Annotated in this window: 12 protein-coding genes; 9 read left to right on the top strand and 3 right to left on the bottom strand. The window is 59.8% G+C overall.

The window, feature by feature from the left end; all coding sequences use genetic code 11:
• Nucleotides 1-51 precede the first annotated feature (51 nt).
• The 9 genes from KTR9_RS00545 (at nucleotide 52) to KTR9_RS00505 (ending at nucleotide 8,813) form a co-directional block, all read left to right on the top strand.
• Entirely contained in the window at nucleotides 52-447 is a 396-nt protein-coding gene (locus tag KTR9_RS00545) for a hypothetical protein (RefSeq protein WP_014924738.1), read from the top strand.
• Nucleotides 448-792: 345 nt separating this feature from the next.
• Nucleotides 793-3,996 (top strand): UvrD-helicase domain-containing protein, encoded by a 3,204-nt coding sequence (locus tag KTR9_RS26430; protein WP_014924737.1) that lies wholly within the window; start codon nucleotides 793-795, stop codon nucleotides 3,994-3,996.
• A gap of 229 nt (nucleotides 3,997-4,225) precedes the next feature.
• A complete protein-coding gene (locus tag KTR9_RS00535; protein WP_014924736.1) occupies nucleotides 4,226-4,663 on the top strand; it encodes a hypothetical protein in 438 nt (145 codons plus the stop codon).
• Between the two features lie 11 nt (nucleotides 4,664-4,674).
• Nucleotides 4,675-5,706, top strand: a complete 1,032-nt coding sequence (locus tag KTR9_RS00530) for a hypothetical protein (RefSeq protein ID WP_014924735.1) — start codon at nucleotides 4,675-4,677, stop codon at nucleotides 5,704-5,706.
• A gap of 157 nt (nucleotides 5,707-5,863) precedes the next feature.
• On the top strand, nucleotides 5,864-6,532 hold the full coding sequence (locus tag KTR9_RS00525) for a class I SAM-dependent methyltransferase (RefSeq protein ID WP_044505529.1): 669 nt from the start codon (nucleotides 5,864-5,866) through the stop codon (nucleotides 6,530-6,532).
• Entirely contained in the window at nucleotides 6,529-6,969 is a 441-nt protein-coding gene (locus KTR9_RS00520) for a hypothetical protein (protein WP_148281122.1), read from the top strand. The genes KTR9_RS00525 and KTR9_RS00520 overlap by 4 nt, the downstream gene beginning before the upstream one ends.
• Nucleotides 6,970-6,971: 2 nt before the next feature.
• A complete protein-coding gene (locus KTR9_RS00515) occupies nucleotides 6,972-7,475 on the top strand; it encodes a hypothetical protein (RefSeq protein ID WP_014924733.1) in 504 nt (167 codons plus the stop codon).
• 168 nt (nucleotides 7,476-7,643) lie between these two features.
• The gene (locus KTR9_RS00510) at nucleotides 7,644-7,994 is read left to right on the top strand and encodes a hypothetical protein (RefSeq protein ID WP_014924732.1); all 351 of its coding nucleotides are present in this window, start codon (nucleotides 7,644-7,646) and stop codon (nucleotides 7,992-7,994) included.
• A gap of 339 nt (nucleotides 7,995-8,333) precedes the next feature.
• A complete protein-coding gene (locus KTR9_RS00505) occupies nucleotides 8,334-8,813 on the top strand; it encodes a hypothetical protein (protein ID WP_014924731.1) in 480 nt (159 codons plus the stop codon).
• Between the two features lie 144 nt (nucleotides 8,814-8,957).
• Here the strand turns inward: KTR9_RS00505 and KTR9_RS27190 are convergent, their stop codons facing one another.
• The 3 genes from KTR9_RS27190 to KTR9_RS00490 all read right to left on the bottom strand — a co-directional run bounded on the left by KTR9_RS27190 (nucleotide 8,958) and on the right by KTR9_RS00490 (nucleotide 14,702).
• Nucleotides 8,958-10,352: a hypothetical protein gene (locus tag KTR9_RS27190; protein WP_148281121.1), complete on the bottom strand. Its 1,395-nt coding sequence runs from the start codon at nucleotides 10,350-10,352 to the stop codon at nucleotides 8,958-8,960.
• Between the two features lie 142 nt (nucleotides 10,353-10,494).
• A complete protein-coding gene (locus tag KTR9_RS00495) occupies nucleotides 10,495-10,965 on the bottom strand; it encodes a hypothetical protein (protein WP_014924729.1) in 471 nt (156 codons plus the stop codon).
• 572 nt (nucleotides 10,966-11,537) lie between these two features.
• Nucleotides 11,538-14,702, bottom strand: a complete 3,165-nt coding sequence (locus KTR9_RS00490) for a hypothetical protein (RefSeq protein WP_238553840.1) — start codon at nucleotides 14,700-14,702, stop codon at nucleotides 11,538-11,540.
• Between the last annotated feature and the right edge of the window lie 16 nt (nucleotides 14,703-14,718).

Here is a 14,718-nt window from a genome sequence, read left to right as displayed (position 1 = left end):
CCCCAACTCATTGCCCTGCCGCCGTGCGAGGGCCCACCGAAAGGACGCGTTATGGCATCCCCGCAACTTGCCCTGAGCCACTATGTGCACGACCTGACCGAGGCCGCGGCGACCCGCCTGATCTCCACCGAGAACCTCCATCGTGAGAATGGCGAATCGGCGACCGAGGCCTTCCTGTGGGCGATCAACGGCGGTGGCCTGTTCTCGCTCGAGCAGGCTCTGATCCTGCTCGTCGATCAGGCGCTGACCGTTCACGAAGAGCAGCGCTCACAGTCCGAGGCCGTCGACTCGATCCGCCGTGTCGCGGACGAACCCTCCCTGTCGGGACTGCTCACCAACGACCTCTCAGCGACATACCCCGAGGACGTCCTCTTCGCCGACTGGCTCCCCACGGGTTCGGACGAGGAAGACCGCATTCTGTCCTTGCTGTCACTGGAGCCGAGCTGATCCCCGACCGGTCATCCTCTCCCTCGCTCTTTCTCGCCGGTGGGCTTGCTTATCTCTCACCACGACGAGTTCCGGGGTCCACGAGACCGCGCCCGCCGGCGAGTGGCAACCAGGGTCACCTCCCGCTGGACCCCGGCCTCTCTTCAAGCACTACAACCCGTAGCTGAAACCCCGCCGGCCGCTTCGAGATCGGATACGACGCACTGCGCGCCCACGGGGCGCGCCGGAGGGGATTAGAGACAGCTCACCAGCCGGGCAACGTGCCGGCTGGATCGCCACGCACCGTTGCGAGCTGCGCTCCCCGCACAGACACCACCACTGACTCTTCCGCAAAGGAGACCGGCTATGCCGATCCAGCCGCTCGTGATTGAAGACGACCTGCTCGACCAGGTTGCGCTCGGACCCAAGTACACCCCGAAGGATTTCCACAAGGACGTCACCGGTACCGGTGGTGGCCGTGGTCGTATCGACGTCGCTGTACATCCGGCGAACCCGGATCTGAGCTACGATCCGATTCCCAAAGTCGATGCTCCCACCAAAGAGCAGATCGACGGCGAGACCTCGGTCCGCACGCTTGTCACCCAGCCTCTGCTGGAAATGCACCTCGAGGAAGCCCTGCGCCGCGTCTACACCGTCGACGTCGAACGCTCCCGGGTCGGTCAGAGCGCCGCTGAACTCGAGGCGACCCCCTACCTCTACCGGTTTCCGGTGCCTCCGACGATTCACTTCGAAGAGGTCAAGAAGCTGAAGAAGGTCTCAGTTCGCCAGGTACAGAACATGTTCGATGTGAGCGCGGCGCTCGGCAACGGTGTCGCCGGCTACCGGTTGTGGCTCAACCTGGAGCCTCAGCTTGTGGTGCTGCGTGACCGCGGTGTGATGGACGCCAGCACCGGCAAGAACGTCTGGACCAAGACCACACACATCCGCTATCGGATCGAACTGTTCGCGATCGCCGAGGCCCAGCACACCGACGAGCTCTACGACGTCGACGGCGTCACCGCGCTGCTCGATGGCGATGGGAATCCCATCACCGCGCCGTCGATCTCCCAGGTTGCTGCAGTCACCGACGTCAACCTCTACGATCCGCTGCAGTTCGAAGGGGTCGACTCGTTCGTTCAGATCGCCTACTCGTTCAACGTTCCCGAGACGTTGGCCGAGATGATCGATTCCACCGTGGCCTACCTGGTCGGCCGTTCGGTCGCAGTGCCGGCGTTCGACAAGAAGGCGTTCATGTCATGGTCGCTGGATCATTACTCGGTCTATGAGCGTTTGTGCAGCGCAGCGGAGGTTTTTCAGACCGAACTGATCGTTGAGCCGATCCTGACCTACGTCACTCGGCTCTACGCCGCGCTGCACTGGTTCGCCGGCGTCCACGGAACCACTGTCGAGATCACCGACATGGATCCGGCCGGGCGTCAGCTAGGTTTCCTGGACAATTTCGCAACGCCTCTCGAGGCATACACCGCGATCTACACAGGGCTGTTGGCACTGGACAATTCCGGGCCGGTCTCGGCGGCGCTGATCTCGCGCAACATGCAGCTCAAGCAGAACGCCGAGCTTCAGCGGCTCAACGCCGTCAAGCACCTACTGCCGGTGCCCGGGCCCGTCGATCCTGCTCGATACACCATTCCTGATTACGCCTCGATCCAGCAGCGTGCTGCGGTCGAGACGACCGATCCGCTGGTAATGGTCGTGGCCGGCGCGGGTGCAGGCAAGACCTGGACGATCACCGAGCGCATCAGGATGCTTACCCTGGGCTGCTCGGTTGTGCCGAGCTCCATCCTGGCGTTGTCGTTCACCAACGCTGCAGCGGACGAGATCCGAGATCGCAATCCGGGGATCGAGTCGAAGACGATCGCCCGAATGATCCACGAGATCTACACGCACAACTTCGCGGATCAGGAACTGTCGACCATGGAGACGATCCAGAACTCGCTGGGTATCTACTTCGGACCCAAGGTCGAGACCGACCCGGTCCTCAGTGAGTTTCATCGGCTGGTCGGCAAGTCGATCGTCAAGGAGACGAATGCGGACATCATCGCGATGTCGGCCTTCATCGAGCGGTATACCAGCGAGGTCGTGACCATTCTGAACACGATTGGTCAGACAACCCTGGAGCTGGAGATCATTCTCTCGTATCTGCTCATCGATAAGTTGGTGGAGCCCTACCCCAGCCCGGCCTATCTGATCATCGACGAAGTCCAGGACAACAGCGCTTTTCAGTTTGTGTACGCGATGCGGTACGCGGCCAAGCATCAGTGCGCGCTGTACATGGTGGGCGATGCCAGCCAGACCCTGTACGAGTTTCGTGCGGCCAACCCGAAGGCGCTTTCCGCGCTCGAGGCGTCCGGTGTGTTCACCGTCTGCAAGCTGTCGACGAATTACCGTTCGGCTCAGGAGATCCTCGACTTCGCGAACATTCACCTGAGTGACATCGAAGCCAATCGGTTCACGAAGATCCAGTTGCAGGCGAACTCGGTGAACGCCTCCACTGCCGACAGTTTCACGAAGTCGGTGCGGTTGATCAGCAAATCCTGTGGCACACAGCGGGCCTTCGACCAGAACCTCAAGCAGTACTTCCGTGGGGACGAGCTCAAGAAGTACTTCACCGATAATCTCGCAGCCCGTGAGACCACGGTGGTGCTATGCCAGACTCGTCGTCACGCCAAGATGGCTCAGGAGGTGCTGGTCGAACTGTTCCCGGACGAGGCCGTACACAACCTCGTCAGCGATCGGGCGTACAGCATGAAGACCTTTTCGACCTTCATCGCTCGGTACTGGGACCAGGTGACCTGCGTGGAGCCCGCGGTGGCCCCGTTCACCTTCCATCAGCAGATTCGTCTTCAGATCGGCTCTCTGGAACCTCGGAATACCGAGGTCGCCGAACGGATCCTGGACGATGCGCTGGTGGACTGGTGGAGGGAGACCAACAGTGTCTGCCAAGCCTGGTTGCAGATGGTCGCCTCAGGCATGATGACCGACGCCGACTTCTTCCTTCACCTGCGAAAGTCGATTCTGGACTACGAGATTCGCAACAACGCGATCCGCAACTCCCTCACTGGACAGAAGAACGCGGTTCGCAAGGAAGAGATGGCAGCTCGCGACCCGAAGCTGATGGTCTCCACGGTCCACGGTGTCAAAGGTATGGAGTTCGACCACGTCGTGGTCGTGCTTCAGCCTGAGACGTCGAGCACTCGCAAGGATGAGTCCTACAAGCGACTGCTCTATGTCGCTCTGACCAGGGCCAAGATAGACGAAGTCATCCTGGCGGGCGTGTCCACAGCTAAACCGCGCATCGAGACCGACTACGAAGCCGTTGTGGAAGCGCTACGTCGCAGGGAAATCGAGGATGCCGCCGCGAGCGACGATCAGAGCATCGACATCGTGGAGGTTCCCGAGGGGGCGGTGGCCGATACGGTCGACCCCACTCCCGATGCCGGCGATGTCGTCGACCAAATCAACGCTATCGGCGCAGAGGTCGGTCTCGACACTCGAACTCCGGTCTCGGTGTCGGCGGCACACGGTGATGACGGCGGGGCTCCGTACTGACCCTCTGGCCATTCTCGTGTGCAGCAGCCCCGGATCTCCAGTAGGTCCGGGGCTGCTGCTTCGACTGCTCAAGCTCGGCTCCTGCAGTGTTGTCGAACTCGATAATCGAGACGACCGCCGTCACCAGCACGACTCGCACCATCTCTGACCAGCATTTTGCAACGAAGTACCATCTAGGATTGCGTCGGTTCCGTAGTCGGACCAGCACACATCGCTCATAGGGGGTCGTATGACAGACGTCGTGTCCGAACTGGCAGTGAAGCAGATCGAGCACCATGCCGAGGAGTTCGTTGTCCGCCTCGATGTGCCAGTGGGGCCGTCTGATCCGCAAACCTCAGTCACCGTCCTGGGCGCGAAGAATCAGGGTCACTGTGCGGTACAGGCTGCCCTTGCGCTCGCTGAGAATCAGCCGACGTTTCCTGAAGCGAATCTGCAGGTCAGGGTTTGGAAGATGGTCGGTCGAACTCGCGAACTGGTGTTCGACCGGTCAATGCAGCCAGGATCGTTCTCTGCTGTGATGACCGAGTTCGCACGACAGGACGAGCTGCGTGCAATCCCTCCGCTGAGTCCCGAAGCTGCCAGCAGACGCGAAGCGTTCGGCGGCCCGTTCGACACAGATCATGCTTTCATCGTCGCAACGGCGCGCGCCGCGTCGTCTGGCAACTAGCGGCTGTTCCAATGGATATGCCGACACCTGAATGGTTGCTGGTCACGACGTTTCGTGGCGAGATTGACCGCGTGATGACGACTAGTCGCGCGCCGGACGAGATCATCGTGACAGGGAATGGCGAGTCAGTCTACGGGCAACAGCTGCACAGAGCTCTAGGGAAACCGCGCAAACCGCTGGTCGATCTCGCGCGTCGAACGGTACGCCGCGCCATTGCGGAGCAGCGCCCCGTCGTCAGTGAAGCTATCCCCGTACGAGGTCAGCGCTACCTCAGCATCGGCTCTCCGGTGCTGTCGGGTCGTGGCGAGGTATTCGCGGTCTGGCTGTGGACTGGGCACGAGGGCGAAGTCCCGACGTCCCCTCCAATGAGCGCCGGTTGGAGCTGGAACATCGCCTCGAGCCCGCCCGTAGCGATGTACGGCCCAGGGGTAGGCGACCTCTACGGCCTAGACCTGGTCGACGGCGTCGAGTACGAGTTCGAGACGATCACCGGGCTGATGGCGATGGATGACATCGACATTGACCGCGTCGCGCACATGATCCTCAGTCCGCGCGATGGCGAGCAGATCGAATTGCGGCCGACAGTACTGCGGGAAGACGAGCGTTACGCGTTTCGCGCAATGACCCAGGTGGTGGTGAACGAGGACCGCAAGGAGTGGCGTGGGGTGACATGGGATGTGACGGCCTCGGCGCCGCCCGTGGATTCACCGGCCGCGGCGGCAGCCCGGGCAGTGGCCGCCGACGGCGTGTGGGTTGTCACGGCGTACTGGTGGCCGATCGCGGTCGTCGGGATCATGGGGAAGAGGCCACCCGAGATCCTCATTGATCCTGACACCCACAAGGCAGTCCCTCATGAGTCCAGCAAGGGAGTGGCAGCGGGGATGGTGCGCGACATCTTGTCCGGCGCAGAAACGACGTCTGGACGTCTCAGCCTGCTGACCACCAGCGGGACATTCCGCTGCTATGACGTCAATGCCTCGCGGCTATCCGGTGCGACAAAACTAGCCGCCACTGTCTCGATTCGTCCGACAAGTCCGAGTTGACGCTCACGGCCGACCGCCGGTAGGGTCGCACACGCTCTACCAACGAATGTTGGTAGATTCCGCCCGGTTGACGACCCCGCTTGGTGGGAGCGAAGGAAGTAGAGAGCCTTTTGGGCTCGTACCTGCTTCATCGTTTCCTGCTGCCGAAAAGAGTGTCGTGCCGGTTTCTGATCCTGTATCTCTCCCCCGTAGCGCAGCCGCATATCGCGGCATCAACCTGCGCTTATACGACTATTTCGTCTTGCGGTTCACGTCTCCGTACGCGTGGGGCTGTACCGCTGACGAACTGCGCGCGATGTATCGGAAGAACATCAGTGCGAACCACGTCGAAGTCGGAGTCGGCTCGGGGTATTTTCTCGCCGCTGAGCAGCGGACTACCACGTGGACTGATCTGAACTTGATCGATCCGAATCCTTCCGCGCTCGAATACGTCGCCAAAAGGTTGAGCTCCTCGAGTCCAACCTCTCATGTGGCCGACATCCTCGTACGCACGTCGCTTCCAAACCGTCGGTTCCGTTCGGTCGCGGCAAACTACGTTCTGCACTGTTTGCCAGACGATCGCGACAGCAAGCGAGAAGCAATCGCGAACCTGGCTCATCTGACCGATGACCGCGGGACGCTCTTCGGTGCAACGGTTCTGGGCGAGGCCCAACACAACTATCTCGGCCGTGCGCTCATGCGGGGCTGTAATGCACTTGGAGTGTTTGGCAACAGGCGCGACACCGAACAAGGTCTGCGACAAGACCTTCGGGAACACTTCAAGAACGTGGAGGTCGAGCGTAGAAACCGGGTCGCCATGTTCAGGGCGTCGGAGCCGGTGAGATGACCCGCAGTGAAGTGCCTGCATTCATAGAAGCCTCGTTCGAGGAACGCCCAGGCTTCCTCTATCCAGAAAGGAACACCATGCCCGACACCAACAACCAGAACGACGGTTCCTTCAATCTCATTCCCCTGGAGCAAGCGCCCGGCCTGGTCCTTCGAATGATTGCACGTTTCGCCGAAGGTCTCCCCGAACCGATGGTCATCGGTGCGTCCGGTCAACCCGTAGCAGCCTTGATCCCGATCGCCGATCTCCTTCGGCTGCGTGAGTACGACAGCCGGGCCCTGGACGCGGAGGACTCGTTCTACTCCGAGCTTCACCACCGGCTTCACAACGCCGATACGACAGAGATCGAGGAGACCGATCTCGACGCTTTCGCAAGGTCTCTTGGCCCACTCGGTGAGCAGTGGGCAAGCCGGCGCTCCAGCGCCGATAAGGACTGAGCATGGCGGGTGCGCCGTACGACCTGTCTCTGCATCCGGAGTTTGAACGAGACCTACAGAGTCTCGCGGCAGACGCAGGTCGCAACCCGACAGGCGAGTCGCGTCGCCTACTCATGGTCACGTTGAACGCTCTGGAGGCCATCCGTGATGGCACGATCCCCGAGCGCCGACTCGATCAGATGAGCACCTACCCGGATTTGTCCGACTGCAACAAGGTCTACATACAGACCGATCCCAACGACAGGCCCAAGTACCGGCTGGTATGGCGTGAGTTGCCAGCGGGCGAACCCTGCGGTCGGCCTGTCCGACAGGTCATCCAGCTAGGCACTCGGGAGCTCGGCTCGGTCTACCACCTAGCTGGACAGCGCCTTGGCCGTCCTGCCGGCGTCAGTCTTGAGGAGCTCCTCGAGTCGGAGCGCACCGAAATTGCTGCGAAAGTCGCCTCGTTATCAGACAGACAACCTTCCGGCCCCTCGAAGAAGGACTCCCCCGAGTTCGGTGGGTGACCAAGAGCCGCGGCAATTGCCGCGGCTCTTGTCTTTTCGCCGTCACGTAACAGTACCGACGTTGAACTGCGCCGTTCCCCGGCTCCGACATGCCAGAACTTCCGTATAATCTCGTTACAAAAGTCGTCGCCATTCGGCGACGCGGGATGTCGGGAGGACACCAACGTCATGAAGAACAAACTCCAGCGCCGTATCGCTGTGGGAGCAGCCGCCGTCGTCACGACGTTCGCGGCCGCCGTCGGAGTGAGCGCCACCGCTCCCGTCGCTTCTGCTGCAGTCAACCCGGGCAAATACACCTTCACGACGACGTCGTTCGGCATTCCGTCGTCCGCGCCGGCCACCGTTCGGGGCAAGGTGCTGACCGTCTACGGACCGACCGGCCCGATCCACTACAGAATCCACAACACGCCGCGCAGCGGCTACATCGACTCGGGTCAGGGGCAGCGGTACTTCCTGAATGGCCGCACCTTCTTCGGCCCTGTCGTCATCGGCCACAGCACCCTCACTCCACGCCGCTGACCCTCTCACCCGAAACGCCGCCCCGTACACCTACGGGGCGGCGTTTCTAGTCTGTTCAACAGTTGACGAACTCGACTAATGCTCGGAGGGTGAGATCGCCCACGAGCAATCTGGAACGCTCTGTCGCGTCCTTCCTCGGGCGCCTTCGGTGAATCATTGGCCGCGCCGCTATCGGGCCGGTTCTCGGCCACCTCACACCCACTGCTCCGAGACTTCTCGCGCTCGCGTAGCGAGCGCACGGTGACCAGCGCATCGGTTAGATCATCTCGCTCTACCGCTGACCACGCCCTAGTAGTCAGCAGATCTGACATCCGAACCCACCTGAAGGAGAAGAACGCCATGGCCGACCGAACGTGCTTTCAGCTACGTGTTGCCCACTGCCCTGCCAGCGAGGTCTCCGAGATCCTTGACATCATCGACGCATACGACCTGGGCTGCGAAGACGCCGCCGATGGTGTGCTGGTGATTGGTACTACCTATCTCGGCCCGGAAGTCCGTTGCGGTTCGGCAGAGGACATCGCCACGAGCCTGCAAGAACGCGCGCCGGGGGCCTCCTGGGAATGCTGGGAGGACCCCAAGTACGAATGGATGGGACGACTGTTTCGGTTCACTCCTGAACTGGGACTTTTCGACAAAGACTGCGACGCCGACGGTGTCGCACGCTTCACTCCGCACGACGTGCGCTCGCTGTTGAACCTGCCGAACACCCTTGACGAGCCCGCTCAAGCTCGAGCCCTGGGCGAATTGCACACGACAGCTCTCGAAGAGATGGCTCGCGACGCACAAATCAGTCGCGTGACCAGCTCACCCCCCGAGTGACGGGCTGACCAGAACCCCCTCCGGGGTGGCTTCCCACATGCTGCCATCGCCAGCCGCCCGGGGATCGAAAGGCCCCATACTATCCGGTGAAGTTCATGTGCTCTGCGCGTGCTCACGTACGTCACGTGCTATCACCGACGGCAATTATTCTTGAGGTGCGTCCGGGTAAGAGGCGGAAACCTGCAAACCAAACAGAAGTACCCTCTCTAACTCGGGGATTGCGGATCTAACAGTCACCATGAATTCAGCTGCTCGCCGGTATCTATCCTCATCTGCCTCGATCATCTGACCTCTTTGAAAGGCGGAATATGCGTTTGTGAGCACATATTGAGACTGCTCCGAAATCGCCATACGATGCGTCTGCTCGTGCGACAGGTAGCTCACTGCGGCCAAGGACAAAAGGCCGCGTGCTTCCTCAAAGCTTGTCGAGAACTCGTTCCAAAATTTGCGCGACAGGCGTCGCAACCCATTTGGAAACGTCTCAGGTACGAATATCCGCAGAAAAGTCTCTGCGTCCCCTTCTCCGGCATGCTTTACAATCGTCGCAACGCTGACTGGGTCCCGATTTATCTCTTGGTAGCCACTGAGAAATGAGAACGTTTCTATCAATCCGTCAGAGTGTGGGAATTCATCGATTCCTGCAATTCTTGCGGTGGCCTCGATGCACTGCGCGCGTCTCATTGCAGGATGGGGGTGGCTTTCCCTCCGTCGCTCGAGCAGCTGTGCAACACGCCGGTCATCATTCAGAGCTATCAAACCAAGGCCCCGCGACTGCATCCAAAGAGCATCGGAGATCTCAAAGAAAAAGATTTGACCAAAGAACGATCGATCGTCGGGCTGCTCAAAGCAAATATGCTGGAGGATGCTCGAGTAGACGTCTGCATTGTGTTCATCGAGACGGGAAGCCAGATCCGCGGGTGCCTCATAACCAGGCGCAAATTCGTGAGCAAATTGAAATGTGAGGTGGCCAAGCAGAATATGAGCCAACTCGTGCGCCAAAACGAACCGTAAACCCCATGAATAGTATCTCAGCGCGCTTCGTTCATTCTCGAGCGCAAGCTCAAACGCTGGTTCCGAGATACTTCCTCGTTCTAAACTGTCAGTGAATGCCTTCCTGTAGTAATCTCGGGCATCCTGATCACTCAGGCTCGGTGGGTGGTATTCATGGCTTTCATCGATAAATCCCAGAGTGCCACAGACGATCCGGCTAACACGATGAAGCAATCTGAGCAAGCCGGTATTCACCAATACCAGAGCTACGTCACCGATCTTCTGACATCTCGCGTTGACCGTGTTGTCCGGCCACAGTCCGCAGTAGATCTGACAATGATCCCGCGACATCCAGGCTTCTGGGTCGATAGGGATCTCAGGATGCGTCGCCTTCAGTGCCCATGCCGCCTGCAAAATTTCAAGCATCCAGGAATTGAGCAGAGTCGTCATACTTAGCGTTGGGGGATAATCGCCGCGCAGAATATTTGACTCGTCGATTATCCCCCAATCAAAGATGGACCCGAAAGAATCGTCAAGTTCTGCAAACACAGACCGCGGTATACCTTGACGCGTGAGCTCGATCCTAAGAACTGTCTCATAGAGATTCTTGCCGGGGACTCTTGATCGCTCAGATTCGCCCATCTTCTACTTTCTGGCAACTTTGCAATATACTGTGACGCTCCGTGGCTCGCTATCCCATCTCGACTCTGAAGCTGACCTCATTTCCGAGCGATTCGCTGACCTTCTTGGCCACGGCCTCTGTTGTGATGTCCCCCGCGATCTCTGCTGTCGCTGAGATAAGTTCGCTGACCACTTGTCCCAGCAGCCCCTTTGGCTCCTTAACTTCGACCGAAACGCTGCCATCTGCCGTGATTATCACGACCAATCCATACATCAACGACTTATCCCGGTAAAGAAGATCGGTAACGCCCGGGCGAAGATCAATTACTTGGCCGCCTTTTCGGCGCTCTAGCATATAGACCACTGCGCCGACTGCGGCTGTCGTCCCTATGAGAAGCAAGGTTGTGCCTGTGATGGGATCAAGCCCTCGAGTAACTACTCGTTCAATCGTCACACCCTCGATTGCGGCGAGTTCCTCGACCGAGGCTAGGTCGGCAACGTCGACCTCAACCATCTCTTGTACGACATCCTGGTCTGCCATTATTGCCCCCTACACTTTCGACTACCGCGTGTATAGCAGCGCCGGTGGGTGAGCGCTACCTTGTCAGCACGGGCCAGCCACTGCGCGTCAACGTCTTCCGAGGACGCCGCCACCTCTTCCGTTCGGATCAGGTGTGCCGACTCGATCGCAACATCGGGATCGAAGGACTGCTGTGCATCGGTCACTTATAGCGCGGTAGCGTGCCGCCTCGGAGACACCGAAGCCTTCACCGAACCGCGGTGGCTCACCGTCGCGCGCAAGTTCGGCGCACCCTCACGGAAGCCGGTCAACAGCCTGCACGGTCTCAAGTTTGCCGAGTACGGCTAGACGCGTTTGCTCAGACGAGCCATCCCAGTACGAGCAAAGTGCAGGTCTGATCGGCCGCTACATCGCCATCGACGGCAGCTTGAACCTCGGCGAGTTCTGACCCAATGACGTGCGAGGACTCTTCGAAGCTTGGTTCTCAGATCTCTTCGCCGACATCTCGACAATCATCGTGTCGAGATGCAGCGAAGATTGACAAGAATCGTGGGGGGTACTTCGACAACTTCACCGAGTGTCGGCATGCACTGTCAATCTTCACTGTCGCTTGTCTGTACGGTTGCATCCACGAGTGAGCGGACGGACCACCGCGGGTCGCGTAGAAGAATGCCTCGGGCGCTTGAGGCCTGCCGATGTTCTGCCGCAGCCAACGCACGTGCCAGCGCACGTCGGACACGAACATCACGATCTTGGCTCAGTACACGCCCCAAGTCGTCCGGCATGTCAGCCGATTCGGCCCACAAGATGGCCGCCAGACTTCGGAGTGTCCAGCTGCCTTGCGCCAACAGGCCGATGCTGTCGCCGAGCTCAGATTGAACGAGTTGGAGGGCGGTGGCGATTCGATAGTCATCATCCGAGCCGACGCCGATGAGGCGCAGCGCTGCATCGCGCACAAGTCGCTTCTCGCCAGCAGATTCAGCAAGCCTACCTGCAAGAAACGCTGCTGCCGGACGGCTGTCACTTCGGTCGTTGACGCGCATCGCGCCAAGCGGATTGCTCATGGACGCGTTGAACGCATCTGCCTGAGAAGTAGGTGGGCTGGAGACAAAATTCATTGTGGTGCTGAAGAATTGAGCGCGATGCTCCTGATCGAGGCCGTCGACTAAATTGCTTGCTGCGATGAAGTAGCTGTCCCGGTTCGATGACGGCTCCCAGGGCGAAGACGCGTTCGCCAAAAGCACCTTTATGCAGACAACACGCTGCTCCACTGGTAGTACGGCTGCGACGAGCGAGTCGTCCACAGCTCGTGTCCCCGTCCCAAACCTATTGGGTCCGTTCGTCGTTTGTGTGCATAATTGCTCCGCTGCGGCCTTGGCCGCTTCCGCCGATACGTGTTCGGGATCGCTATATCCGAGCAGTGCACCAGCGTCACGGCGGCCGTTGTTAGCCATCTCTTGCAGGCGATCGCGAACTTGGTCCAGGTTGTCTACTAGGACATTGCGAGCAGAAGCTCTAAATGGGTGCGCCTCGCGTGCATACAGTCCGACCAGCTGTTCGAGAGCAGTATCCCGAAGTTCACCGTTGTGGGCCCGGGCTACGCCTGCCGCGATCTCGACATGGCTTTCATCCGTGCGCCGGTAGTGATGTTCCTTCACGACAACCGCGTCAGCAAGCATTTCGAGCAGCGTTTGGGCGTGACGTGCTGCGAGACGCTCTGCTAGCTCGGCGAGCAGACCATAGGCCGACAGATAGATCTGCGGACTCAACATTGGAGAGTCGAGGCGCGTACCTGCCGCGGATTCGTTGATCGCGCTTAGTGCTAGCTCAGCAACGGTATCGACATCTTCGTCGGGTATGAGGTCAGCCTGTTCGGTGGCGAACTGCAGGGCGGACGCTGCCACCCATGACAGCGGACTCCTCATCCATTCGGTGACATCGTGGTAAACGTCACCAAATGCTGCGGCGACTGCGCGCGCCGCTTTCGGATCACCTGCCCCGATTGTGTAGTAAGCCGCCAACTCCAGATTATCCGTGCTGCGGTAGGTCTCGCCGAGCAGCCGACGAGCTTCACGTTCGTCGTGGAAAGACGCCGATCTAATCCCGTCGAGGAGCAGCCTCCGGAGATTGATCACAGCAACTCTCGGCTCGTCGTAATGCATCGCTGCGAATGCGCGCTCCCGCGCGTTAGTCGCAGTTGTGACGATTCTTGGCCGCGAGGGCAAGTCGGATAGCGCTTGCGCAAGAGGGTGCCACGTGTCTTCGACGAATCCACGGTAGCGATTCGCGACGAAGCGCTGACTATAGAGCCAGTCCGCTGCGTCCGCGTGTCGCTGCGCTAAGCACGCCTCACCGATGGCGTCGCGCCACTCGCTGTCTGCCTCTGCCGGAGCCGCCTGAAGCAGCCGGTGACGGGCAAATCGTGCAAGCGTTAGAGCTTTGAGGTCGCGACGCATCCGCGTCCTCGCAGTATGCACTAAGTCGGTCCACTCTCCGGTCGCGTCGGCTATCGCTAAACGTAGCCGGACTGCCAACTCGATGTTGCTGACGTCTATCTCGGCTGCGGTCGACTCGATCTGCTGCTGGTGCTCAACGAGCCAAGTCAGATCGTCGTTGCCTAGCGCGCGTTCAGCAGCGAAGGCAATCGCACGGGCCCGGTCTCCGAGTTCGGAGAGCGCAATTGCTTCTGCCGGAATCTCGATACGCGTCGGGATCGGCGTATGCATCTGATCCGAAACGAAGTCTGCAATCTCGAACGCAGCACCAAGTCTTGGCGTTCGAGGCACTTTGTTGCGCGTAGGTCCGAACTCAGGGAGGTCGGCGAGATCGCGTAACCTGCGACCAACTCGGTCAACGCCAAGCGAGTCACCTTTACCCTCCGCCACCCACAGTGCGTCCATCAGCGGCCGTATTGCAGTCTCGGCCTGGTCTGTTCGAATAGACAGCGCCACCACTGTGTCATCAAATTCTGCTGCGTGGCCGGGAAACCCCGCCGCTGCTAGTCGCTTCTGCACCTCCTGGTAGAGCTCAAGTGCCGCACCAGGATCATCGTTGGCGATATCGTTTGCTCTATCGACAAGTCTTTGGGCATCGGTACTTACTAGCGGCCCGAGCAGAACGGCGTCTGCCGTTGCTACAGCATCAGCCCCCGGAATCTCGACGGGGACGAGCACGTGTGGAATACAGAAGCGCTCAGCAGCGCGAAGCCCAAAGTACTTGATCACGATCTCGGGTTTATCCCGCAGCATCTCCGATATCCGTGACTGATCCCAAACATCGATGTCTACAGGATGATGTTGCTCGTTAAGAACCGCTTTGCGCTCCACCACGGCGCGATCATCTACCTTGGCGCTGACACCAACGACGAGTCGGACGAGTGTGAAAGGCACATCGGATCGCGTGTATTTTTCCACCGCGGAGTCCAAATGCGCGACTGTGAACTTCTGGTAGCGCTTCGACTGGATGCCCTCGCACTTTCCGTGGGCATTTGTGCCGACAACGTCGAGCCCCTTCTGAGCTTGCCCTCGCTTCCCGAAGTAACTCAGTGAACGCAGCCCCAGTTCGTGCCGTCCGAGATCTAACAGGAGTCGCTCGAAGTCCTCCCAATCCATCAAGTTTGTAGGAAGCAACTCAAGCTGGGGATCGACGGGCGGTTCGACCACATTGCTTGCTTGCTGGCGGATCGGGTCGTCAACGGGGATGGCGAGCAGTTCGTTGCTTACCTGCATATCCTCCTGATCGCCCTCACTGTCGGTCACAGACTGCTCCCTATCC

It is taken from the genome of Gordonia sp. KTR9 (genome assembly GCF_000143885.2).
Taxonomy (GTDB): domain Bacteria; phylum Actinomycetota; class Actinomycetes; order Mycobacteriales; family Mycobacteriaceae; genus Gordonia.
Note: the sequence above shows the minus strand (reverse complement) of the source record. Positions and strands in the feature narration are given on the sequence as shown.

Excerpts from the sequence above, each read along its gene's own strand:
- KTR9_RS00510 (WP_014924732.1), top strand. The coding sequence starts at position 7,644 with ATGAAGAACAAACTCCAGCGCCGTATCGCTGTGGGAGCAGCCGCCGTC.
- KTR9_RS00530 (WP_014924735.1), top strand. The coding sequence starts at position 4,675 with ATGGATATGCCGACACCTGAATGGTTGCTGGTCACGACGTTTCGTGGC.
- KTR9_RS00520 (WP_148281122.1), top strand. The coding sequence starts at position 6,529 with ATGACCCGCAGTGAAGTGCCTGCATTCATAGAAGCCTCGTTCGAGGAA.
- KTR9_RS00535 (WP_014924736.1), top strand. The coding sequence starts at position 4,226 with ATGACAGACGTCGTGTCCGAACTGGCAGTGAAGCAGATCGAGCACCAT.
- KTR9_RS26430 (WP_014924737.1), top strand. The coding sequence starts at position 793 with ATGCCGATCCAGCCGCTCGTGATTGAAGACGACCTGCTCGACCAGGTT.
- KTR9_RS00515 (WP_014924733.1), top strand. The coding sequence starts at position 6,972 with ATGGCGGGTGCGCCGTACGACCTGTCTCTGCATCCGGAGTTTGAACGA.
- KTR9_RS00545 (WP_014924738.1), top strand. The coding sequence starts at position 52 with ATGGCATCCCCGCAACTTGCCCTGAGCCACTATGTGCACGACCTGACC.
- KTR9_RS00495 (WP_014924729.1), bottom strand. The coding sequence starts at position 10,965 with ATGGCAGACCAGGATGTCGTACAAGAGATGGTTGAGGTCGACGTTGCC.
- KTR9_RS00505 (WP_014924731.1), top strand. The coding sequence starts at position 8,334 with ATGGCCGACCGAACGTGCTTTCAGCTACGTGTTGCCCACTGCCCTGCC.